At 64.5% G+C, this 22,818-nt stretch carries 20 protein-coding genes, 1 tRNA gene and 1 pseudogene; 5 read left to right on the forward strand and 17 right to left on the reverse strand.

The features are described from left to right. Window positions 1–41: 41 nt before the first annotated feature. The 8 genes from DIZ22_RS03510 to cyoA all read right to left on the reverse strand — a co-directional run bounded on the left by DIZ22_RS03510 (window position 42) and on the right by cyoA (window position 6,919). Window positions 42–115 (reverse strand) — tRNA-Gly (locus DIZ22_RS03510). Window positions 116–179: 64 nt separating this feature from the next. After that, entirely contained in the window at window positions 180–713 is a 534-nt protein-coding gene (locus DIZ22_RS03515; protein ID WP_017499774.1) for a response regulator transcription factor, read from the reverse strand. Then, window positions 703–2,037 (reverse strand): ATP-binding protein, encoded by a 1,335-nt coding sequence (locus DIZ22_RS03520; protein ID WP_048937550.1) that lies wholly within the window; start codon window positions 2,035–2,037, stop codon window positions 703–705. The genes DIZ22_RS03515 and DIZ22_RS03520 overlap by 11 nt, the downstream gene beginning before the upstream one ends. Beyond that, a complete protein-coding gene (locus DIZ22_RS03525; RefSeq protein ID WP_048937551.1) occupies window positions 2,034–2,759 on the reverse strand; it encodes an SURF1 family protein in 726 nt (241 codons plus the stop codon). The genes DIZ22_RS03520 and DIZ22_RS03525 overlap by 4 nt, the downstream gene beginning before the upstream one ends. Next, on the reverse strand, window positions 2,756–3,172 hold the full coding sequence (gene cyoD, locus DIZ22_RS03530) for a cytochrome o ubiquinol oxidase subunit IV (protein ID WP_017499771.1): 417 nt from the start codon (window positions 3,170–3,172) through the stop codon (window positions 2,756–2,758). Before cyoD ends, DIZ22_RS03525 begins: the two co-directional genes overlap by 4 nt. Beyond that, on the reverse strand, window positions 3,169–3,792 hold the full coding sequence (gene cyoC / locus DIZ22_RS03535; protein WP_004207842.1) for a cytochrome o ubiquinol oxidase subunit III: 624 nt from the start codon (window positions 3,790–3,792) through the stop codon (window positions 3,169–3,171). The genes cyoD and cyoC overlap by 4 nt, the downstream gene beginning before the upstream one ends. A 5-nt stretch (window positions 3,793–3,797) precedes the next feature. Then, entirely contained in the window at window positions 3,798–5,798 is a 2,001-nt protein-coding gene (cyoB, locus tag DIZ22_RS03540) for a cytochrome o ubiquinol oxidase subunit I (protein ID WP_026108880.1), read from the reverse strand. A 5-nt stretch (window positions 5,799–5,803) separates the two neighbouring features. After that, a complete protein-coding gene (gene cyoA / locus DIZ22_RS03545) occupies window positions 5,804–6,919 on the reverse strand; it encodes a ubiquinol oxidase subunit II (RefSeq protein ID WP_026108879.1) in 1,116 nt (371 codons plus the stop codon). A gap of 187 nt (window positions 6,920–7,106) precedes the next feature. Here cyoA and DIZ22_RS03550 point away from each other — a divergent pair, with 187 nt between their 5' ends. Then, window positions 7,107–8,438 (forward strand): MFS transporter, encoded by a 1,332-nt coding sequence (locus tag DIZ22_RS03550; RefSeq protein WP_010338183.1) that lies wholly within the window; start codon window positions 7,107–7,109, stop codon window positions 8,436–8,438. A 49-nt stretch (window positions 8,439–8,487) separates the two neighbouring features. On the opposite strand, the gene DIZ22_RS03555 is transcribed toward DIZ22_RS03550, so the two are convergent. From DIZ22_RS03555 to DIZ22_RS03570, 4 genes are all read right to left on the reverse strand, one after another. After that, the gene (locus DIZ22_RS03555; RefSeq protein WP_048937554.1) at window positions 8,488–9,351 is read right to left on the reverse strand and encodes a glycosyltransferase; all 864 of its coding nucleotides are present in this window, start codon (window positions 9,349–9,351) and stop codon (window positions 8,488–8,490) included. Window positions 9,352–9,358: 7 nt separating this feature from the next. Next, the gene (locus tag DIZ22_RS03560; protein WP_048937555.1) at window positions 9,359–10,630 is read right to left on the reverse strand and encodes an ammonium transporter; all 1,272 of its coding nucleotides are present in this window, start codon (window positions 10,628–10,630) and stop codon (window positions 9,359–9,361) included. A 105-nt stretch (window positions 10,631–10,735) separates the two neighbouring features. Beyond that, complete coding sequence (locus DIZ22_RS03565; protein ID WP_048937556.1) at window positions 10,736–11,467, reverse strand: DUF2807 domain-containing protein; 732 nt, start codon at window positions 11,465–11,467, stop codon at window positions 10,736–10,738. After that, a complete protein-coding gene (locus tag DIZ22_RS03570) occupies window positions 11,419–12,201 on the reverse strand; it encodes a head GIN domain-containing protein (protein WP_048937557.1) in 783 nt (260 codons plus the stop codon). Before DIZ22_RS03570 ends, DIZ22_RS03565 begins: the two co-directional genes overlap by 49 nt. Window positions 12,202–12,309: 108 nt before the next feature. On the opposite strand from DIZ22_RS03570, the gene DIZ22_RS03575 reads away from it, so the two are divergent. Further along, complete coding sequence (locus DIZ22_RS03575; RefSeq protein ID WP_048937558.1) at window positions 12,310–13,908, forward strand: M28 family metallopeptidase; 1,599 nt, start codon at window positions 12,310–12,312, stop codon at window positions 13,906–13,908. 44 nt (window positions 13,909–13,952) lie between these two features. After that, complete coding sequence (locus tag DIZ22_RS03580; RefSeq protein ID WP_048937559.1) at window positions 13,953–14,264, forward strand: hypothetical protein; 312 nt, start codon at window positions 13,953–13,955, stop codon at window positions 14,262–14,264. A 54-nt stretch (window positions 14,265–14,318) separates the two neighbouring features. Here DIZ22_RS03580 and DIZ22_RS22340 read toward each other — a convergent pair whose 3' ends face one another. The 3 genes from DIZ22_RS22340 to DIZ22_RS03595 form a co-directional block, all read right to left on the reverse strand. Continuing rightward, the gene (locus tag DIZ22_RS22340) at window positions 14,319–15,536 is read right to left on the reverse strand and encodes a calcium-binding protein (RefSeq protein ID WP_048937560.1); all 1,218 of its coding nucleotides are present in this window, start codon (window positions 15,534–15,536) and stop codon (window positions 14,319–14,321) included. A gap of 156 nt (window positions 15,537–15,692) precedes the next feature. Continuing rightward, window positions 15,693–16,364 (reverse strand): hypothetical protein, encoded by a 672-nt coding sequence (locus DIZ22_RS03590; RefSeq protein ID WP_137405206.1) that lies wholly within the window; start codon window positions 16,362–16,364, stop codon window positions 15,693–15,695. A gap of 163 nt (window positions 16,365–16,527) precedes the next feature. Further along, a complete protein-coding gene (locus DIZ22_RS03595) occupies window positions 16,528–17,217 on the reverse strand; it encodes a hypothetical protein (protein ID WP_234415615.1) in 690 nt (229 codons plus the stop codon). Window positions 17,218–17,308: 91 nt separating this feature from the next. Between DIZ22_RS03595 and DIZ22_RS03600 the strand changes: the two are divergent. Continuing rightward, window positions 17,309–18,449, forward strand: a pseudogene (locus tag DIZ22_RS03600) (IS3 family transposase). A 1,067-nt stretch (window positions 18,450–19,516) separates the two neighbouring features. Continuing rightward, window positions 19,517–19,648: a hypothetical protein gene (locus tag DIZ22_RS22345; RefSeq protein WP_272939640.1), complete on the forward strand. Its 132-nt coding sequence runs from the start codon at window positions 19,517–19,519 to the stop codon at window positions 19,646–19,648. 504 nt (window positions 19,649–20,152) lie between these two features. Here DIZ22_RS22345 and DIZ22_RS22135 read toward each other — a convergent pair. Together DIZ22_RS22135 and DIZ22_RS03615 are read right to left on the reverse strand one after the other, a co-directional pair. Then, on the reverse strand, window positions 20,153–20,383 hold the full coding sequence (locus DIZ22_RS22135) for a hypothetical protein (RefSeq protein WP_122927912.1): 231 nt from the start codon (window positions 20,381–20,383) through the stop codon (window positions 20,153–20,155). Beyond that, the gene (locus tag DIZ22_RS03615) at window positions 20,380–22,707 is read right to left on the reverse strand and encodes a GH92 family glycosyl hydrolase (RefSeq protein WP_122927913.1); all 2,328 of its coding nucleotides are present in this window, start codon (window positions 22,705–22,707) and stop codon (window positions 20,380–20,382) included. Before DIZ22_RS03615 ends, DIZ22_RS22135 begins: the two co-directional genes overlap by 4 nt. Window positions 22,708–22,818 lie beyond the last annotated feature (111 nt).

The raw sequence follows: 22,818 nt of genomic DNA on the forward strand, positions 1-22,818 counted from the left end.
CTCTCGCCCTTCAGCGGGCTTTTGAGATTTTCGGGAAAATCTGGAGCGGGTGAGGGGAATCGAACCCCCGTCGTCAGCTTGGGAAGCTGCTGCTCTACCATTGAGCTACACCCGCGTCTGGACCGGCCATGGCATGGCCATGGGGCGCGGTCAACGGGGCTTGATGGACGCGCGCGAAATTAGCCGACCTGGCGTTTCGCCAGCTTGCGGGCGAGGGTGCGGCGGTGCATCCCCAGACGCCGGGCGGTTTCGGAGATGTTGAAGTCGCAATCCTTCAGCACCTCATGGATATGTTCCCATTCCAGCGTCTTGATCGATGTCGGGCGCGGCGCCAGCGGCGCGGCGGGGTCGCCGCCCGAGCGGGCGAAGGCGGCCTCGATATCGTCGGTGTTGGAGGGTTTCGCCAGATAGTTGGTCGCGCCGAGCTTGATCGCCTCGACCGCAGTTGCAATGCTGGCAAAGCCGGTCAGCACCACGATCAGCATGTCGGGATCATGGGCGTGCAGCGTCTGGACGCAGACCAGGCCCGATTCCGGGCCGAGCTTCAGATCGACCACGGCATAGCCGGGGCGGTTGCCCTTGAGCACCTCCTCCAGCGCGCCATGGCTGGCGGCGGTCAGCACGTCATAGCCACGCCGCTCGAACGAACGTTTGAGGGTCTTTGCAAAGGCCTCGTCATCCTCGACGATCACCAGCAGCCGTTCAGCTGTCATCTTCGCTGTCACTTTCCTCTTCCAATGCGACCGTATCGAGCGGCAGGCGCAGCAGGATCAGCGCGCCGCCATCGGCGCCATTGCTGGCCGATACGCTGCCGCCCAGCTTGCGCACGACATTGACCACAAGGAAGAGGCCGAGGCCATGGCCTTCCTTGCCCTTGCTGGAGCGGTAGGGCTTGCCGAAATCCTCCAGCATTGCCTGCGAAAAGCCGCTGCCATTGTCGCGCACCGCGATGTTGAGCGAGGCGCTGTCGCGTCCGACCAGCAGGTCGATATAGGTGGCGCCGGCCTCACGCGCATTGTCGAGCAGATTGCCGACCGCCTGGCGGATCACCGGGTCGGCGATGATGCGCGGATAATCATGCGGGCCGAAGTCGCAGCGCAGCGGCATGCCGGGGTTAGCGCGGCGCCATTCGGCCGCAATGCCCTCGATGAAGTCGCGGACATTGGTGACGGCCGGCGCCTCGCCGCGCGCCTCGCCCGAGGAAAGAAGGATGCCGGTGACGATCGCCTTGCATCGCAGGACCGCGCTCTGCATCTCGCCCACTTCCTCGACCAGAGCGGGATGCTCGGTGATTTCGGGCATGCGGCGCCAGTCGCCCAGCACCACGGCGAGCTGGGCGAGGGGGGTGCCCAATTCATGCGCCGCGCCCGAGGCGAGCAGGCCCATGCGGACGATATGTTCCTCCTCCGCCGCATGCTGCCGCATGCTGGCGAGATAGGCTTCGCGCGCCTGAAGGTTGCGGTTGATCCGGGTGATGAACAGCACCAGCAGCACCGCGATCATGGTGAAGCAGATCCAGGTGCCGATGATGTGCAGGTCGAACAGCCGGCCTGCCAGCCGGTCGCTCAGGTCGAGCGGGCGATAGTCGAGCGCCAGCAGGCCGGCGCACAGCGCCGACACGGCGGTGATGCCCCAGGCGCTCGCCCGGTCGAGCAGCAGCACGCCAAGCGCGACCTGGAGCAGATAGAGCGAGACGAAGGGGTTGGTCGCGCCGCCCGACAGATAGAGCTGGGCGGTCAGCAGCAGCACGTCGAACAATAGCGACACCGACAGTTCGGCGCGGGTGATGTCGGTCCGGGGGCGCAGCGCCGCAAAGCTGGCGGCGTTGACCAGCACGGCGACGGCGGCGACCAGCAGCATCGGGGCGAGGGGCAGGCGCACACCCATCAGGAACTGGACGATCAGGATCGTCACCAGCTGCCCGGCGATCGCAATCCAGCGCAGCTGGATCAGCAGCGCCATATTCTTGCGACCGGCGGCATCGGCGGGCCACTGGCTGGGCAGCCAGCGGCGCCTGACGGCTTGGGTCTCGCTCATTCCGCGCTGTCTTCTGGATCCCGACGCATGAGGAAGATGTAGGCGCCTGCGACCATCGCCGCCAGTATGAACCAGGTGATGGCATATTGGAGGTGATTGTTGGGGAAGCGGACGACGGTCAGGCCGCCGACCGGCGCGGTGTCGGGCGCGCAATTGGCGCCGGCATCGACGAAATAGTCCGCGACCGGCGGGGCGACATGCTGCGCGGCGGCGATCGCGGCGACATCGCGCGAATACCAGCGGCCGGCGGCGGGATCATTGCTGCGCAGGAAACCACCCTTGGGCTCGGTCAGGCGCAGCAGGCCGACGATCTGGACCTTGCCTAGAGGCCGGCTGTAGCGGGTGCGATTGTCCTGCGGCACGAAGCCGCGATTGACCATCAGGGTGAAGCCGGCGTCGGTCACCAGCGGCGTCATCACCCAGAAACCGGGGCCGCGCACGGTGACGGCCTGGGTCAGCACCGCCTTGTCATGCAGGAAACGGCCCGATGCGGTGACGCGGCGATATTCGTCGTCGCTGGTAATGCTGCGGGGGGCGGGGACGGGCGCGGCATGGATGCGGGCGTCGACCCGTGCGATCAGGTCGCGCTTCCAGGCGAGGCGATAGACTTGCCAGCTGCCGAGCGCGCAAAGACCGGAAAACAGGATGAGGGCGATCAGCGTCAGGCCGATCGTAAAGCGCGGGGAGCGCCGGCGGCGCCCCCCGATCTTCGCGGATGTCACGGCATCTCGCTCATATTGTGCATCGCCGACATGTCGGCGTGCGGCATCATGTTCGCGTTGAGGTGGAACATGACCCACATCGAACCCGACAGCACGATGACGACCAGGACGATGGTCAGCATCATCGCCATGAACGACCAGCCGCCTTCGACGCGGGTGTTCATGTGCAGGAAGTAGATCATGTGGACGATCACCTGCACCGCGGCGAAGGCCATGATGACGATGCCGGTCAGCTGGGGATTGCCCAGCACGCCCGACATCACCAGCCAGAAGGGAATGGCCGTCAGGATCACCGACAGGCCAAAGCCGATCATGTAGCTGCCGAAGCTGCCATGCGATCCTTCTTCATGATGGTCATCGTGATGATCGTGCCCATGACCGTGGGCGTCGTGGCTATGGACAGCGTCGCTCACCGCAGGACTCCCATCAGATAGACAAAGGTGAAGACGCCGATCCAGATGACGTCGAGGAAGTGCCAGAACATCGACAGGCACATCAGGCGACGCTTGTTGGCCGGGATCAGACCCTTCTTGGCCACCTGCACCATCAGCGTGATCAGCCAGATCGAACCGAAGGTGACGTGCAGGCCGTGGGTGCCGACCAAGGTGAAGAAGGCCGACAGGAATGCCGAACGCCACGGACCCGCACCTTCATGGATGAGGTGCGAGAATTCGTAGAGTTCGATGAACAGGAACGCCCCGCCGAACAGGAGGGTGACGAACAGCCAGCCCTGGGTGGCGCTGATCCGGTTCTTTTCCATCGCCAGCATGGCGAAGCCGTAGGTGATCGACGAGAAGAGCAGCATCGCGGTGTTGAGCGCGATGAGCGGCAGGTCGAACAGATCCTTCGGGCCGGGGCCGCCGGCAAAGCTGCCGCCGAGCACGGCATAGGTGGCGAACAGGATGGCGAAGATGAGGCAGTCGCTCATCAGGTACATCCAGAAGCCCAGCATGGTGCTGTGGCCTTCGTGGAGGTGCGGCTCCTCGGGCAAATGATATGCCCGAGGTTCCGTGGTTGCAGTTGCGCTGCTCATGTCAGTCAGACTCCAGCGGCGAGGATTCGCGTGCGCTCTTCCTCGGTGCGCGTCACATCCTCGACGGGGATGTAGAAGTCGCGCTTGTAGTTGAAGGTGTGGCCGATGGCGACCGCGACGATGCCGATGAAGCTGAGGCCCGCGAGCCACCAGATGTACCAGATCAGCGCGAAGCCGCAGAGCGTCGACAGGGCGGCAAGGATGACGCCGGCGCCGGTGCTGCTGGGCATGTGGATCGCCTGATAGCCGGTCAGCGGACGCTGATAGCCATTCTTCTTCATGTCCGCCCAGCTGTCGGCGTCATAGACGACCGGCGTGAAGGCGAAATTATACTCCGGCGGGGGCGAGCTGGTCGCCCACTCCAGGGTACGGCCATCCCACGGATCGCCTTCGACCTTCAGTTCGTCGCGCTTCCAGATGGAGATGGCGAACTGAAGCAGCATCGCGCCGATGCCGGCCGCGACGATGGCGGCGCCGATCGCGGCAATGACGAAGTAGATCTGCAGCGACGGATCGTCGAACACGCGCATGCGACGCGTCACGCCCATCAGGCCCATGATGTACAGCGGGGTGAAGGCGAGCCAGAAGCCGACCTGCCAGCACCAGAAGCTGACCTTGCCCCAGAACACGTTCAGCTTGAAGCCGAAGGCCTTGGGCCACCAGTAGTTGATCGCCGCGAACAGGCCGAACAGCACGCCGCCGATGATCACGTTATGGAAGTGTGCGATCAGGAACAGCGAGTTGTGCAGCACGAAGTCGGCCGGCGGAACGGCGAGCAGAACGCCGGTCATGCCGCCGACCGTGAAGGTCAGCATGAAGGCGACGGTCCACATCATCGGCAGCTCGAAACGGATCTTGCCGCGATACATGGTGAAGAGCCAGTTGAAGAGCTTCGCACCCGTCGGGATCGAGATGATCATCGTCGTGATGCCGAAGAAGCTGTTGACGCTGGCGCCCGAGCCCATGGTGAAGAAGTGGTGCAGCCACACGAGGTAGGAGAGCACCATGATGCAGCAGGTCGCGTAGACCATCGAGGTGTAGCCGAACAGGCGCTTGCCCGAGAAGGTCGAGGTGACTTCCGAGAAGACGCCGAACAGCGGCAGGATGAGGATGTAGACTTCCGGGTGACCCCAGATCCAGATCAGGTTCACGTACATCATCGGGTTGCCGCCGAAGTCGTTCGTGAAGAAGTTGGTGCCGGCATAGCGGTCGAGCGACAGCAGGACCAGCGTGGCGGTCAGGATCGGGAAGGAAGCGACGATCAGGATGTTCGCGCAGAGCGAGGTCCAGGTGAACACCGGCATCTTCATGAGGGACATGCCCGGCGCGCGCATCTTCACGATGGTCGCGATCAGGTTGATGCCCGACAATGTCGTGCCGACGCCTGCCACCTGCAGGGCCCAGATATAATAGTCGACACCCGTGGCCGGGCTATAGTCGATCCCCGAGAGCGGCGGATAGGCGAGCCAGCCGGTCTGGGCGAATTCGCCCAGGAACAGCGAGGCCATCACCAGCACCGCGCCGCCCGTGGTCATCCAGAACGAGAAATTGTTCAGGAAGGGGAAGCTGACGTCGCGGGCGCCGATCTGCAGCGGGACGATATAGTTCATCAAACCGGTGATGAACGGCATCGCCACGAAGAAGATCATGATCACGCCGTGGGCCGTGAACACCTGGTCATAGTGATGGGCGTTGAGGTAACCCTCGGACCCGTTGAAGGCGAGCGCCTGCTGGAGGCGCATCATGACGGCGTCGGCAAAGCCGCGCAGGAACATGACAAGGCCGAGCACCATGTACATGATGCCGATCTTCTTGTGGTCCACGCTGGTGAACCATTCCTTCCAGAGATAGCCCCAGAGCTTGAAATAGGTCAGCGCCGCAACGACGGCCGCGCCGCCCAGCACCACCGCGCAGAATGTCGCGACGACGATGGGTTCATGCCATGGGAACGCGTCCCATGTCAGACGACCGAAGATCATCTGTGCTGTTGTGAGTGTACCGGTCATGTCTCTTACCGATGCTGCGCGTGCGCGTCAGCGCCGCTGTGAGAGGAGTGATCGGCCGGGGCCTTTTCGGCACCGGGTGCATCGGGGGCGGTTTCCTTGCCCTCGTTGCGATCGGTCTGGTCGATCACATGGCTGTTGGGGAAGTCGTACTGGAGGCCTTCGGTCTCCTTGGCTGACTCCTTGCCCGCGCCGCCCATCTGGTTGATGTGCATCAGCTCGCCCATGCAACGCTGGCCGGGCTTGGGGCAGAGATTGACGACCGCGTCGAACAGCTTGGCATCGGCGGCCGAGAAATAGGCGACGGGCGCCTTTTCGCTGGGCTTGGCCAGGTTCAGATAGACATTGCGGTCGAGCGACGCATTGCTGGCCTTCACCTTAGCGACCCAGGCGTCAAAGCCGGCCTGGTCCAGCGCCTTGTAGCCGAAGCGCATGTGGGTGAAGCCCGCGCCCGAATAGTTGGCGGAGAAGCCGGTGCCGGTGACCGGCTTGTTGGCGACGGCGTGGAGCTGCGTCTTCATGCCGGGCATCGCGTAGATCTGGCCGGCGAGTTCAGGGATATAGAAGCTGTTCATCACGGTCGAGGCAGTGATGTCGAAACGGACCGGAACATTGGTCGGCAGCGCCATTTCATTGACGGTGGCGATACCCTGTTCGGGATAGATGAAGAGCCATTTCCAGTCGAGCGCCACGACCTGGACGACCAGCGGCTTGACCTTGGGATCGATCGCGGTCTGCGCGTCGATGCGGTCGAGCGGACGATAGGGGTCCAGCTTGTGCGTGCTCACCCAGGTCAGCGCGCCCAGGCAGATGATGATGAGGAGCGGGGCCGACCAGATCAGCAGCTCCAGCTTGGTGGAATGATCCCAGTCGGGGTCATATTCCTTTTCGACCGCCTTGTTCGCGGCGCGGTAACGCCAGGCGAAATAGACGACCAGTGCCATGACGGGGATGACAATGAGGAGCATGAGCGCGGTCGAGATCAGGATCAGATCGCGCTGCTGCACCGCAATGTCGCCCGACGGGTTCATCACGACCCAGTTGCAGCCCGCCAGCGGCGCCGCAAGGATCGCGGAGGACCAGCGCAGAAGCCGGCTCCAGTTGGGTGAGAGAGGGTGTGACATGGCGCGCGGTTACCGATTCCGCACGCCATGCGATAGTGGGCAATTTGTCCAATTATGTGCGGACGCAAAAAATGTTTCCCATGTGGGATACTGCTTAGACTCTGTGGGTTTTCTGTTATGTTGCCATTCTCTGGCCGTCGGGAGACCCAAAACAGGCACCGTCGGCCCAGCCAGGGAGCGGATGCCTATGACTTCACAGGCCATTGCCTTCACCTCCAGTTCGCTTGAGGATGATGCGCGCAAAATCAATGCACGCGACCACAGCATTGCACCGGGAGACATCTCCATTGGTGTGATCATTGGCCGCACCTCCGAATTTTTCGACTTCTTCGTTTACGCCATTGCTTCGGTTATCGTTTTTCCGAACCTGGTTTTTCCCTATGTCGATGCCCTGACGGGCACGCTCTATTCCTTCGCGATCTTCGCCGTCGCCTTCATCACACGTCCGATCGGGTCGCTGATCTTCATGGCGATCGACCGGCGCTATGGCCGCGGGACCAAATTGACGGCGGCCCTGTTCCTGCTGGGCGGGTCGACCGCGGCGATCGCCTTTATGCCCGGTTATGCGACGATTGGCCACTATGCCGCTGTCGTTCTGGTGATCCTGCGCGCGGCGCAGGGCATTGCGCTGGGCGGGACATGGGATGGCCTGGCGTCGCTGCTGTCGCTCAACGCGCCGCCGCACCAGCGTGGCTGGTATGCGATGGTGCCGCAGCTCGGCGCGCCGCTGGCGCTGTTGGTGGCGAGCGGTCTGTTCGCCTTCTTCCTGCTGACGCTGTCGGAAGCGGACTTCCTCGACTGGGGCTGGCGCTACCCCTTCTTCGTCGCCTTCGCGATCAACGTCGTGGCGCTGTTCGCCCGGTTGCGCATCGTGGTGACGCATGAGTTCGAGCGTTTGTTCGAGCAGAAGGATCTGGTGCCGTCGCAGGTGCTGCCGACGGTCAAGGCGGAAGGGCGCAACATCATCATCGGTGCGTTCGCGCCGCTGGCGAGCTTTGCCCTGTTCCACATGGTTACCGTGTTTCCGCTCAGCTGGGTGGTGCTGTTCACCGATCAGCCGATCGATCGCTTCCTGGTGATCGAGATGATCGGCGCGTCGGTCGGCCTGCTGGCGATCGTGGTGTCGGGCTTCATCGCCGACCAGATTGGTCGTCGCTCGCTGCTCGGCTGGTCGGCTCTAGGCATCGCGATCTTCGCGGTGGTGGCACCGCTGCTGCTCAATGGCGGGGATCTGGGCGAGGTCGCCTTCATGATCCTGGGCTTCATGCTGCTGGGCCTGGCGTTCGGCCAGTCGTCGGGCGTGGTGGCGTCCAACTTCGCGACCGAGGCGCGCTATACCAGTTCGGCGCTGACGTCGGATCTGGCCTGGCTGGTCGGTGCCGGCTTCGCGCCGCTGCTGGCGCTGCTGCTGTCGGTGAAGTTCGGTCTGGCCGCCTCGGGCATCTATCTGCTGTCGGGCGCGGTCGCGACGATGGTGGCGCTCTACGTCAACAAGGAGCTGGCGGCGCGGGATCGCTGATCCCGGCCGACGGCCTTGGCAAAATGGGAAGCGTGATCGGCCCGGCCGGTCACGCTTTTTTTGTCGCTGCGACCCGTGCTTTCATCCGGGCGAGGCCCTTGCGGTCGAACCAGCCGATCGGGCCGGGACGGGGGCGCCAGCGCGGCAGCCAGTCGGGATAGAGGCTGACCAGTTCGCGCGGCAGGCCGGCGGGGCCGATCCGGCTCATGATGTCGGAGACGATGCGGTTCTGATAATAGCGGACCGAATAGTTGATCAGCCGCTTGTAGTGCATTCGCCAGGTCAGCGGCCGGGTGAGGCCGACCGGTTCGCAGGCGAAGCCGGCGCCCTCGCAGGCCAATACCCGCTCCAGTTGCCAGTCGGCGTCGCTTGCCAGATCGGTATGCGCCCAGGAGGCGACCAGCCCGTCGTCGCCGACCAGATCGTCGGGCAGGCGCAGGCCACTCGCCCGGATGGCGGCGACGAAGCGGCCGGACAGGGCATAGAGATCGCCGAAGATGCCGCGCTCGATCCGCAGGTTGCGGCGATAGGTTTCCACTTCGCGACCATTGACCGGCATGCCGGCGGCGGCGTTGGCCTGCGGGTGGGCGGCAAGGTCGGCCACCAGCGCGTCGATCGATCCGGGCGCGATCTGGGCATCGCCGTCGAGGAAGATGACGGCATCCTCCGTGCCGGTGAGCAGGTGGTGGACGAAATGGTTCCAGGTGCGCGACTTGCCGCCGGCGGCGATGTCATGGACGATCACATGGGCGCGGCCGGCGGCGGCGGCGCGGGCACGCGCCACGGTGCGGTCGGTGGTGCCGTTCACCAGCACATGGAAGATCGTGTCCGGGCGGTCGAGCGGCAGCGAGCCGAGACAGCCGGCGATCCGACGTTCCTCCTGATGGGCGAAGATGGCGACGGCGACGACCATGGCGAGATCAGCGGAAGTCCCAGCCCTGCTGGCCATGTTCGACGGCGTCCGGGCCATCGGCTTCGGCCTGGGGCGTGGCGCGCAGCGGCACCAGGATCGAGACGATCAGCGCGGCGATGGCGGTGCCGACCAGCGCCCACAGTGCAATCACGACCAGACCGATCGCCTGGGCGAGCAGGCTGGCGGTGGCGGTGATGCCGGCGTCGAACCCGACCCCGCCGAGCAACGGCAGGACGAACAAAGGCAGCAGCAGCGCGCCGGTCGCGCCGCCCAGGCCATGGACGGCGAAGATATGGGCGGGATCGTCGATCCAGGCGCTGGCGAAACCGGCGCCGATGCGGGCGATGATCGCGGCGGCGAGGCCGACCAGCATCGCCCCGCCGGTGCCGACCAGGGCGGCCGATGCGGAAATGGCGGCGAGGCCGGCAATGGCGCCGGATAGCAGGCCGGTGGCGCTGGCATGGGCGCCGAGCAGCCGGTCGACCAGCGCCCAGCCGAGGCTGGCGGCGCAGGCGGCGAAGAAGAGGTTGAGGATGGCGGTGGCGGCATCGTCGGTGGCGCCCAGCGCCCAGCCGCCGACCGCACCGGCATAGCCGACCCAGAAGAGCGCGCCGCCGGCGATGGCGAGGATATGGGCATGGCCGCCACCCTGGGCATCGCGGGGGCGTCCGGCGACGAGGGCGAGAGCAAGGGCGGAGAAGCCGGCCAGGACATGGACGACCAAGCCACCGGCAAAATCCATCGCGCCAAGCTGTGCCAGCCAGCCGCCGCCCCACATCCAGTGGGTGATCGGGGCGAAGACCAGCAGCAGCCAGAGCGGCGCGAAGGCGGCGACCCAGCCAAGGCGGGCTCGGCCGGCGATCGCGCCGACGGCGATGGCGCCGGCCAGCACGGCAAAGCCCATCTGGAACAGGACGAAGGCGGATTCGGGCACGGTGAGGCCATCGCGCAGCGGGGCAAGATTGGCGAGCAGCAGATTGCTGCCGCCGCCCAGCCATTCGCTGCCCGGCGCATAGGCAAGGCTGTAGCCGGCGAGCCCCCAGCCGAGCAGGATCGTCGCGCCGGCGACCAGCGTCTGGGCCATGGCGGCAAGCCCGTGACGGACATTGGCGAGCCCCGCATGACGCAGCATCAGGCCCGGCAGTGCGGCAAGCAGCAGCAACAGGGCGCAGGCGATCATCCAGCCGGTATCGCCGCTGTCGGGCGCCGCCACCTGGGCCGCGGCCGGCTGGGCCAGCAACAGGGCGGCAAGAACGGGCAGGGCAAGGGCTGGGCGCATGGAGGAAGGTCCGGTTGGGGTCAGGTCGCCCTGACTAGCGCGGGCAGGGTAAAGACTTCCATAAGCATGGCAATGTTCCGGCAGGTTGATCCGCCGCCGTGTCGTTCAGAAGCCCTCGGTGCCGCACTGGATGCGGCCGGTGCCTTCATTTTCGACGGTGCAGATCGGCCGGCCGGCGACGCTGACATCGCCCGATCCGGTCGAGCGGATGCTGACCGGGCCGTTGGCGGTGAGGGCGACATTGCCCGAGCCGTCGTTGAGGATCGCGGCCTGGCGCGCGACCAGATGGTCGGCGACGATCGCGCCGGGGCCGCTGATGCGCAGATTGGCGACGCCGGCGGTGCCGGCGAGCGTGGTGCGGCCGCCGCCGGCGAGCGTGACCTGGAGATTGTCGAGCTGGAGCGACGCGACGCTGACATCGCCATTGCCGCCCTGGACGATCTCGCCATTGAGGCCCTTCATCGCGCTGACCGCGACGGCGCCGCCGCCGGTCAGGACGACACGGTTCACTTCGCCGGTGGAGAGGCGGATGGTGGCGGGGCCAAGACCCTTTTCGCCCGGTTCGGGCCGCTCCATCGAGATGATGGCGAGCCGGCCCGAGACATCGACGCGCAGCCGGTCGAGCGCGCGCTGGTCCCCCTCCGCCCGCGCCGAGACGCCGGTGCCGGTGGTGATGATGACCGTGACCGGGGCGTCGACGCGGATCTGGTCGAAGCTGGTGATGGTATAGCCGCGGGTGGCGGCGCCGGCGGGGGAAGCCCCGGCCAGTGCCGCCGCCGCTGCCAGCATCAGGGGCCGCAATGCGCTTCGCCCGGTCCCATCGTGTTCGTCGTGCATTGCGCCTTGCCCTTCACCTTGACGTCGCCGGTGCCCATGATCTTGATAGCGACCGGACCGTCGGAGGCAAAGTCCATGTCGCCGGTGCCCATGACTTCGGCGGCGGCACGGCCGAGCTTCAGCCCGGCGGCATCGATGTCGCCGGTGCCGGTGATCGACAATTCGCCCTGATCGGCGGTGCCGGCGAGGGTGATGCTGCCCGATCCGGTGATTTCCGCCTTGAGGCTGCCAAGCTTCACCTGGCCGATGTCGAGATCGCCCGAGCCGGTGAGCGAGAGGGCGAGTTCGGTCCCTTCCGCCTTGTCGAGGGTGAAGTCGCCCGAGCCGGTGACGTCGATCGCGCGGATCGCGGGCAGGGTGACATGGATGGTCGCGCCCTTGCCGCCGTCGACCTTGTTCCACATGCCTTCGGACTTGCGGCCGATCTGGAGCGTGTCGGCCTTGGTCCGGATGTCGAGCAGGGCGACCGACTTGGGATCGCCATCGGCGGTGACCGAGAATTTGGGGCCGATGGTGACGACGACATTGTCAGGTCCGGTCACGTCGATGCGGCTGAAATCCTTGAGTGCGGCCCAGTCCTGCGGGGTGCTGGCGGCGGCTGGGGATTCGCCGTTGCCACCGCCGGCCTGATGGTCGTTGCCGCGCGAGCAGGCGCTGGTGGCAAGGCCGATGGCGAGCAGGGTGGCGAGGGTCAGGTGACGGGGCAGGGGTAGGCGCGGCATCATTATCTCCATGCTGTATTATCTTTACAATACACTCTTGCCGTGGCGGTTCCAAGCCCCCTTGTTCGTCGGGCAGGATAAGGCATGATATCTGCAGGATAAAAGAAGGGTATTCCACCGATGCGCAAGCTGTTTTCCGCCCTGCCGCTGGTCGCGATGATGGGAGCGGCGGCCAGCGCCGCGCCGGCTGAGGATGATCTGGCGGCGCGCGGTGCGACATGGTGGCGCCATGTCCAGATATTGGCGGCGGACGACATGCAGGGGCGCGGCACCGGCACGCCGGGCTATGACAAGGCGGCCGACTATGTGATCGGCCAGTTTCAGGCATTGGGGCTGAAACCCGCCGGGGTCGAGGGCTACAAGCAGCCGATCGCCTTTGTCGAGCAGACGGTGCTGTCGGGCGAGAGCAGGGCGAGCCTGGTCGGCGCGCGTGGCGAGACGGCGCTGGCGGTGCCGGGCGACATCATCTTTTCCGGCAGCGGCGGCCCGGTGCCCGGCGCGATCGACGCGCCGATGGTGTTTGCCGGCTATGGCCTGCATCTGCCCGAAGTGGGCCATGACGATTTTGCCGGGCTGGACCTGAAGGGCAAGATCGTGGTGGTCGTTTCGGGCGGGCCGGCGGAGATCAGCGGCGCGCTCAAATCCCATGCCCGATCGGAACGGGGCCACTGGCTGGCGGCGCAGGGGGCGCTCGGCATGATCAGCCTGGTGACGCCGGGGCAGGTCGAGATTCCCTGGGACCGGCGCAAGGCGCTGGCGAGCGCGCCGGCGGTCTATTATGAGGATGTGGCGATGCGCGACACGCAGACGCCCTTCCTCAATGCCCAGTTCGACCCGGCCCGGTCGGCCGACCTGTTCGCCGGCAGCGGCCAGGATTTCGCCGCGATCGCGGCGGCCGCCGATGCGTCGAAGCCGGTCGCCAGCTTCCCGCTGACGCTGCGGCTCAAGGCCGCGGTCGCGGCCAAACGGGTGGCCTTGTCCTCGCCCAATCTGGTGGCGGTGATGCCGGGCAGCGACCCCAAGCTGGCCAAGGACTATGTCGTGCTGTCGGCGCATCTGGACGGCTATGGCGTCGGCACGCCGATCAAGGGCGACGCCATCTATAATGGCGCGCTGGACAATGCGTCGGGCGTCGCCAGCCTGATCGAGATCGCCAAGGCGTTGAAGGCGAGCAAGGTGAAGCCGAAACGCTCCATCCTGTTCACCATCGTCACCGGCGAGGAAAAGGGCCTGCTGGGATCGCGCTATTTCGCGCGGCGGCCGACCGTGCCGAGCAAGAGCATTGTCGCCGACCTCAATTTCGACATGGCGCTGCCGATCTTCAAGCTGACCAGCGTGACCCCGGTCGGCTATGACCAGAGCAGCCTGGGCCAGGATGCGGCGGCGGTGAGCGTCGCGATGGGCCTGCCGATCACGCCCGATCCCTTCCCCGACCGCAACGTCTTCATCCGGTCCGACCAATATGCCTTCATCCGCGAGGGGATACCGGCGCTGTTCTTCAAATATGGCTTCAAGGCCGGGACGCCGGAAGCGACGGTGGAGAAGGCGTGGCGCGCGAACATCTATCATTCGCCCTTCGACGACGCGAACCAGCCGGTGATGCCGGCCGAGACGGCGAAGCTGAACGATTATGTGACTGCGGTGACGCTGCGGGTCGCCAATGCGGACACGCGGCCGAGTTGGAACAGCGACAGCTTCTTCAAGCGGTTCGTGAAATAGGCGGTTCGTGAAATAGGGCGCAGGGCGAGCGGCGGAGAACGATCATGAGCCAGGCCAGGCGCGTGCTGACCGGATGCGGGCTGGTGGTGGGGGCGGCGGGCTTTTTCCTGCTGGGCATAGGGGTGTCGCAGCGCGTGGCGCATCGGCAGGAGGCGGCGCCTTCTGCCATGTCGTCGGGCGCGCCGGCATCGCCGCTATCTGGCCGACGGATATTCTCTCCCTCGATCGTGGGAGACCCCTATGTTTTGCAGCAATGGAAGGAGGCCGTCGAGAAGATGGAGCGGCGCTGTCGCGAGGCGGGGGAATTTTGCGCCGAAGCCAAGGCTGCTAGGGAACAGATGGACGAAATACGATAATCGATCGGTTATGGGTTGAGCTTTGCTTGCGGGGGCGCCTTCGCGACGCCGGCTTCATCCAATGACGATGTCGCTGGCGTAAAGCTGGATGCCGACGTTGAACTGAATTTGGGCAATCAGCGTGGCGGGGGCCGCGCCGCTGCCATCGGGATCGAAGAACAGCATCCTGCTGTCCTGCGCATAGAGGAATCGATCATTGGCATCGATTGCCACGCCGTTGGCATTGCTGGAAAAATTGCTGTCGTTCACGCTGGTCAGGCCACCCACGGCGCGGCCGGCCACGACCAGCCGATCCACGCCCTGTTCGAAATCGCGGACGGTATCGCCGCCTTCGGCCAGGTCGCGCCAGACAAAGCGATCCTTGCCGGCGCCGCCGAGCAGGCGATCGGCGCCGAGGCCGCCATAGATCCTGTCATTGCCCGCGCCGCCGGCGACGGCATCGTCCCCGGCGCCTCCGTCCACTATGTCGCGGCCTTCACCGCCGTCGAGTTGGTCATTGCCGCTGGCGCCATAGAGCCGGTCGTCGCCCCATTCGCCCCACAGGATATCGGCGCCGTCGTCGCCGAACATTATGTCCGCGTCCGACCCGCCATAGAGTATGTCATCGCCGGCATCGCCATGGATGCGATCATCGCCGTTGCCACCCGAGAGCGTATCGCGATCATCGCCGCCATATAGGCGATCGGCACCGTCGGCGCCGACAATGTCGTCCGCGCCGGCGCCGCCAAGGATGAGATCCGTGCCCGCGCCGCCATCCAGGCTGTCGCCGCCGCCCTGGCCGAACAGCACGTCATCGCCGCCATCGCCCCTGAAATCGTCGTGCATGTCGCCGCCGATCAGCCTGTCCCTGCCATCGCCGGCCCGGATGATCGCCTCGCGAGGGCCGAGCAGGACATAATCGTCGCCCGTGCCCAGATAGGCGATCAGCACTTCGATGCCGTGGATCGTGACCAGGGTGCGCGGGGCTGTGCCGTCGCCCGCATCGGCGGTAATGCGTTCGAAATTGGGCAGGATCTTCAGCTTCTGCGTCATTTCGCTGAGGTAGAGATAAGCGAGGTCGGTGCCCTCGCCACCGTCGATCCGGCTGCCGAACACGTCCGAATAGCGGCTGGCAATGCCGAGATGGATGCGGTCTCCACCCGATCCGCCGAGCAGTACGTCCCGGCCGCCGCGGCCATAGAGAATGTCATTGCCGCCGCGCCCGACGATCCGGTCGCGACCGGTGGTGCCGCTTAGAATATTGTTATTCTTGGTTCCGTAGCGATTGGCCATGACGGTCGATCCTTCTCCAGTCCCATATTGGCGCGGGACCGATGACGGGACGGCGGATTTGTGCGTGCGATATTATATCGATCTGCCCGGCTTGGAAAGCATGGCGGCCAATTGCGCAGGGCTTGTTTTATGGTGCTGGCGTGGCCGGTCGTATCCTCAGGATGGCGGGGCGCTGGCGCCTCGCGCCGCCATCGACAGGCGATAGAGCGCCTCGCCAACATAACCGCGCAGGCTGATCTTCGAGAAATTGACCGTGGCGTCGGCGGGCATGCAGGCCGAAACCATCGGTGTGACGGCGGCGAAGGCGGCGTTTTCGTCCGGTCCGCCGATCGGCGAGAGGATGAGCGCGCGCGCTTCGAGCGGGCCGTGGCGCACGGCGCAATCGGCCAGGCGGCGCAGGGTTGCCCGTGCGGATGCCGCTTCGTCCGTGGGCGCGCCTGGTTGCGCATAATCGATCGGCGGCACGGACGTGAAATCGGACACGCCCTGACGCGCGAAGGTGACGCGATACATCGCCTCATAAGCGGCGGCGCGATAGAGGGCTTCCTGAAATTGCATCTGACCGCTGATCAGGCAATCCTCCGTCGCCAGCCGCGCGCCCATTGTCTGGGCCTCGACCGATTCCGGCACGGTGTCGAGATAGCGTTCCACGCCATGGCGCCAGCGCCGGACCGTGCAGGCGGCGAAATCCTGCATGATATGGCGCTTTTCGGCGATGCCGAGCGTCTTTCCCGCCGGGATGTTGGCAGCCCGATGGTCGATGATGCTGCCGGTCTGGGCCAGCGCCGACGTCGTGAAAAAGACGATCACCAAAGCGGAATAACGCAAAATACTGTCCCCCTTCCGGATGGATTCGGAGCCGATTGATTATGGGAGACGCCCTCTGTGGCCCAGCGGAACATTTCCTGGTGGCGCCTATGCACTGGCTTGCCGGAATGGCAAGGCGCGATCGGAACGGCTGCCGATTTTGCGACGCCGCGGTCTGGTGCGCTCAGCGCCGGGGCCTGCAATTGCCGACGCGAGTGCCGGTGATCGACATGAGAAATTCTGCGTCGCCGCCCATGGGGCTGCCCAGATAGCGGGCGGGCGCGCTATTGACCTCGAACAGGCGGATGTTGCGTTTTATCTCGACACTGCGCGGGCCGATTTCGCCTTCCAGCTTGCCCTGCATCCGCACCCCCGGCCCGAGCCAGCAGCGCTGATTGCCGTGTATGGCGGCGCCGTCGCCGTCCAGTTTCCATTGTCGGCAATAGCTGGACGTGCCGGGGCCGGCGAAACTGTCGTCCAGCATGGTTTCGATCGTCGCGTCGATCGTGCCGTCGGGGATGCACAGGTTCCAGGTGCGGATCGGCAGGGTGCGGGTGCTGAAATCGCGGATCACGGTCTGGTGCTGGCTGAACGCCCATTGGCCCGCGAGGATCGGGTTGGGGCGGCCGGTGACGATGATCGGCGGCCCCTTTGGCGGGGCGGGCGGCTGGTCGGGCGGGGCCGGGGACGAGGGCGGGGTGGCTGGAGGCGGGCCGGCCATGGCGGCGACGGCGGCCGGCGCGGGCGGGGGCAGGGGCGCAGGCACCGGCACGACCTCATCCTCGAAGCTGGCGATCTTGGCATTGATGCAGGCCTTGCCACCGGCCGGATCACTGACGCCCTCGCGCACGCAGGCGCTGAGCATCGCGCACATGATCCGGTCGATCCGGGCGTCGCCGCTGGAACTGAGTAGCCCCTAGATTTCTGGACGCCTTCTATCCTAATTTTGAGGACAGGAGACGACGATGGGGAAGCCCAATTTCAGCGATGAGTTCAAGCGTGATGCGGTGGCGCAGATCACCGAGCGAGGGTATCCGGTAGCGGAGGTATCTGAGCGGCTCGGCGTCAGTCAGCATTCGCTGTATGCTTGGAAGCGACAACTGGCGAGGTGGTGTCTGGCGATGCCAGCAAGGATGCCGAGATCCGCCAGCTGAAGCGCGAGCTGGCCCGGGTGACCGAGGAGCGCGACATCCTAAAAAAAGCCACCGCGTATTTCGCCAGGGATGCAAAGTGAGATACGCATTTGTCGCCGAGCATCGTGACCAGTTCGGGGTTCGATCGATGTGTCGGTGTCTGCGCATCCAGCCCAGCGGTTTCTATGCTTGGCAGAAGAGCCCACTGAGCACGCGGGCCCAGGAAGATGCTCGGCAGACAGAGTTGATCCGGCAAGCCTGGAACGACAGCGGCAAGGTCTATGGCTACCGCAAGCTGCACGACGACCTGCTGGATCAGGGCGAGACCTGCTGCCCGAACCGCGTTGCCCGGCTGACCAGGCTGGCGGGTATCAAGGCGCAGGTCGGCTACAAGCGCCGACCGGGGAGCTATGGCGGCAAGCCGTCCCTGGCGGTCGACAACACTCTGGATCGCCAGTTCGACGTGGCCGCACCCGACAGGGCCTGGGTGACAGACATCACCTACATCCGGACCCTGGAGGGCTTTGCCTATCTGGCCGTCGTGATTGATCTCTATTCCCGCCGCGTGGTGGGTTGGTCGATGCAGAGCAGGCAGACCACCGATGCGGTGCTGCAGGCGCTGCACATGGCGGTATGGCGGCGCAAACCGAAGCAACGGGTGCTGATCCACTCGGATCAGGGCTCGCAGTTCACCAGCATGGACTGGGCGGCCTTCATCCGGGCTCACAATCTTGAGCATTCGATGAGCCGGCGCGGCAACTGCCATGACAACGCCGTCGCCGAGAGCTTCTTCTCCTCGCTCAAGCGTGAGCGCATTCGGCGCCGTACCTACAAAACACGCGATGAAGCCCGGCAGGATGTGTTCGATTACATCGAGATGTTCTACAACCCGGTGCGCAAGCAGATCAGGAACGGGATGCTGTCACCCAACCAGTTCGAACGGCAGCAGATTCTGAAAGCAGAAGGCGTCTAGAAAACTAGGGGCTACTCAAACGGGTGATGACGCATTGTCGCTGGGAGAAAAATGCAACCACTTCGCTAATGATACCGCTGTTCAGAACCATCTTGATTACCGGCAGCCCTACGAAAAAATATGTCGCTATCTATAGAGCCGATGAAGGGGCTTTCGACCTCCATAACACGACGCCGGTTATGAAAGCTCCAATGGCGTAGGCGAGCGGCAAAAGCATTAGAAAGCGCCAGCCCTGCGAACAGCCAGCCAGAAAAACAATCCGCTCTCTAAAACCGAGAATGCCAAAAAGACCGGGGCTAAGTTCTTCCGAACTAGTCACTGATTTAGGCGGTCTTCCGCAGAACCCGGTTTGGCGATCCACCCCATGACGAAAAGCCTGCCGTATTCCCGCTCGTCATTCAACGTCCAGTTTCAAGCGAAGCGACAAATCGCATCGCTGGCAACAAATGGTCAAGCCTGGCCTATCGTGACGGAGGCTTCGCTGAGCCATCAGGGTTGCGAAGCCCAGAAGCCACCTCGGCAGATACCTTTTTCGCAGAGGCTGGCCATCCATCCGACTCTAATTCGCCCACACATCCCCAGCAATCGCCTCCGCAGTTCGTGGAAAGGAGATCGGCATCTATCCCAAGAATGCGACCGCATGTGTTGCATCTAGGCTCATGAATGGGCTGCTCCATCGAGCGTATTTGCAGCTTTGCCAGAACGTCTGCAATCGGGGTTAGTGGGAGATCATGCGAACGACGAAAATGGTCGAAACCTGTCAATCTCCTGACATGGCAAAACCTGTCTGCGGTGTTGCACTTCGTTTGTGAACTCAGGGGATCCATTGTGCGCGACGGCGGATGGAGAGGAGGCGCGCAATGGATCCCGGATCAAGTCCGGGATGATGGAACGGCGAGGACAGCTTTTCTAAGCGGCGATCGACCAAATCGACAACAGTGAATGGCCGGAGCCTGCCTGGGGCGGGCATAATGCCCCATGTTCATCCCGCTGTTCCCGACATACGAGGGGGCATTCGATTGCCGTCGGGGCAATCCTGTTGAACATGGTTTCTTGTTGGCGGGGACGTGTTCAAGATCATGGACTGGCTTCCTGTTGTTTTCATCCTGTTCAAGGTTGCCGTGCTGGGGGCGGGCATGTTCTTTGTCGTCCGATGGCATTATGAACAGGACAGGAAGGCGGAGAAGGGGCGGTGCTGAGCGCGTCAGCCTGGCCCTGCTGCTGGCGCGGATGCTGGGCATGGATATGGCCCTGTGACTTTGGTACTGTGATTGTGGCCCGCATCGTGCGTGGCGCGTGCGGATCATCGTTGCGCTGACGGGCGGGGCAGTGGCGCGACCTCATCTATTTGCCCCTCCGCCGCCTTTGGCGGTCTTCCTCCCCAAGCAAGCTTGGGAAGGATTATCGGGCATTCTATTTCCCACCCAAATCCGTCTTCTCCTTTTCCTCTGTAGGCAGTCGCGTGTGGGAGGTGCAAGACCTCAGCCTTTGTCGGGATAGCGGAAGGGCAAAGCGGGCTATGCTGGGCCCCTCGCTCCCTTCATTCAGAGCTTTTCCTGTCAGCCTCTTCGTCGCTTGGGGCGATCAGGCGCAAAGTGTGCGTGGCAGGAAGCTGGCCATGCGGGTGTGGAGCAGGGCGATCAGGTTCGCATCCATGAAGGCGTAATCGTCCGGTATCTCGAGGCAGACGATCCTTGTGCCGCCTACGCGCCGCGGAAACGCTGCTGGATCTTGCTGCGATGGGCCTTTTCCATCACGAAGATGGTGTCGGCCCAGCGCAGCATCTCATCGTCCAGCGGCGTTTCCGCATCTTGGTTGGTGCCCGCCGACAGGGTTTCGATGCCGGGATGGTCAGCGAAAATCTGTTCGGCGGTCGGGCTGCGCAGCTTGTTCTGGCTGCAGACGAAGAGATAATGCCGGTCTCGCGCCCTCACTTGCCATAGCCGGTCATGGAGAAGGGGTGGGCCTTTACGCCGGTCGCCCATGTCTTGTTGGGGCTGGCCTGCATGGTGAAGCGCAGTTCGCCGCCAGCGCGGATTTCCGCGTCGGTGATATAGCCGCGATCGAGCGGCTTGCCGTTCAGTGTCACCCGGCCGACATAACGATTGGCGTCGGACAGGCCATCGGCAATCACGGTGAAGCGCTGGCCGTTTGACAATGCCATGTCGGCGCGGTCGACGAAGGGGCGGCCGATCACATATTCGTTGCTGCCCGGCGCCACCGGATAGAAGCCCAAGGCGGTGAAGACCAGCCAGGCGGACATCTGGCCCAGATCGTCATTGCCGGCGAGGCCCTCGGGCGTGGGCTTATACTGGCTGTCGACGATCTGCTTCAGGCGCTCCTGCGTGCGCCAGGGCTGGCCGGCATAGCTGTAGAGATAGGCGACATGGTGGCTGGGTTCGTTGCCATGGATATATTGGCCGATCAGGCCGGATATATCCTCGGCATGGCTATAGTCGATCTTGCTATTGTCATAGTCGAACATGGCGTCGAGCTTGGCGATGGCTTTCGCGTCGCCGCCCAGCAGGCGGAACAGACCGCCCTGATCATGCGGCATGAACCAGCTATATTGCCAGGCATTCCCTTCCGTATAGTCGCTGCCATAGTTGATCGCGGTCGGATCGAAGGGGGTGCGGAAAGAGCCGTCGGCCTTGCGCGCGCGCAGGAAGCCGGTCTTGGCGTCGAAGCTGTTGCGCCAATATTGGGCGCGCTTCTCGAAGCGCTCTGCCGTGGCCTTGTCGCCCAGCTGGCGCGCGAGGCGGGCGATGGTCCAGTCGTCAAAGGCATATTCGACCGTCTTGGACGCGGCTTCGGGCTCGCGGTCGATGGGGACATAGCCGAGCTTCATATAGTCGCCGAGGCCGCCATAGGGGGCATAGTCAGCGCTGGCGACCATGGCTTTCAGCGCGGCGGCGCAGTCGATGCCCCTGATCCCTTTCAGGCAGGCGTCGGCGATGACCGGGACGGCATGATAGCCGATCATCGTCCAGGTTTCCTTGCCGCCAAACTGCCAGACGGGAAGGATACCGAACGGGCTGGTCTTTTGCCCCGCGACCAGCGAGTTCACGAAATCGGCATTCTTCGCTTCGGGCTGGATCAGCGTCAGCAGCGGATGTTCGGCGCGGAACGTATCCCACAGCGAGAAGGTGGAATGCATGGTGAAGCCGGTTCCGGCATGGACCTGATCGTCCGGCCCGCGCCAGCGGCCATCGGCGTCGCTCCAGACGCTGGGCGCCATAAGGCTGTGATAGAGGGCGGTATAGACATTGGTGCGCATCGCCTTGGGCGCGTCGATCTTCACCGCGCCCAGCGCATCGTTCCAGGCGGTGCGGGTCTTGGCGCGGATCGCGTCGAAATCGCCTGGTTCGCTGGCAAGGTTGGCGATGGCGCCGTCCTCGTCCACGCCCGACAGCGCGACCTTCGCCTCCAGCGGCTTCGTCAGCGTGCCGAAGTCGAGCTGCGCCACCAGCGCGCGGCCGGAGAGAGAATCCAGCGTCTCGGGGCCGCGACCGGGGCCCTTGAAGCCCTTGTAGAGAATATCCTTCTCGGTGCTGACGAAGCGGTGGCCGGTCAGCGGCGCGGAAAAGCGGATGGCGAAGAAGATGCGCCGCGGCGTGGCCCAGCCGCGCACCTCGCGCGATCCGGTAATCGTGCCGTCGGGGCGGATGCGGATCGAGGACCAGAGGATCTTGCCGGGATAGTCATAGATGATCGAGCGCAGGTCGAGTAGCAGATGCGCGGCCTTGCCGGTGGGGAAGGCGTAGCGGTGGACGCCGACACGGGGGCCGGCGGTCATTTCCGCACGCACGCCCGGATCGGTCAGGGTGACGGCATAATAGCCGGCCGAGGCGATTTCATCGGCCTTGTGCGAGCGGAAGCCGGGCGTCTTGTCGTCGCCAGCTTCCAGCGGGACCGTATCACCGCTGACCGGCATCACCAGGAAATCGCCCAGGTCGCTATGGCCCGCGCCGGAAAAATGGGTGTGGGAGAAGCCGCGGATCACCGGGTCTTCGTGGCGGTATCCGGCGGCCCAGTTATAGGTCTGGCGTGCCGGGCCGACATGGGTGTCGGGCGAAAGCTGGACCATGCCGAAGGGGGCGACGGCGCCGGGGAAGGTATGGCCTTCACCCGAGGTGCCGATGAAGGGATCGACCGCATCGACCGGCGCGGAAGGCGCTTCGCTGGTCTGGGCGGAAAGGGCGGTGCCGGCGAGCAAAGTGGCCAGCAGGACAGGGCGAGCGATGCGGGTTAGGATCATGGCGCTGGGTTAAATCATGGCCGGGCGGCCGGGCCAAGCCGATAGCGGCAATTTTCTGTCCCCAAGAAAGGCTGGGCTGGCGTCGACGGGTTTGGCTGGCTAGCTATCGCA

Source organism: Sphingobium sp. LF-16, from assembly GCF_003711185.1.
Taxonomy (GTDB): Bacteria; Pseudomonadota; Alphaproteobacteria; order Sphingomonadales; family Sphingomonadaceae; genus Sphingobium; species Sphingobium yanoikuyae_A.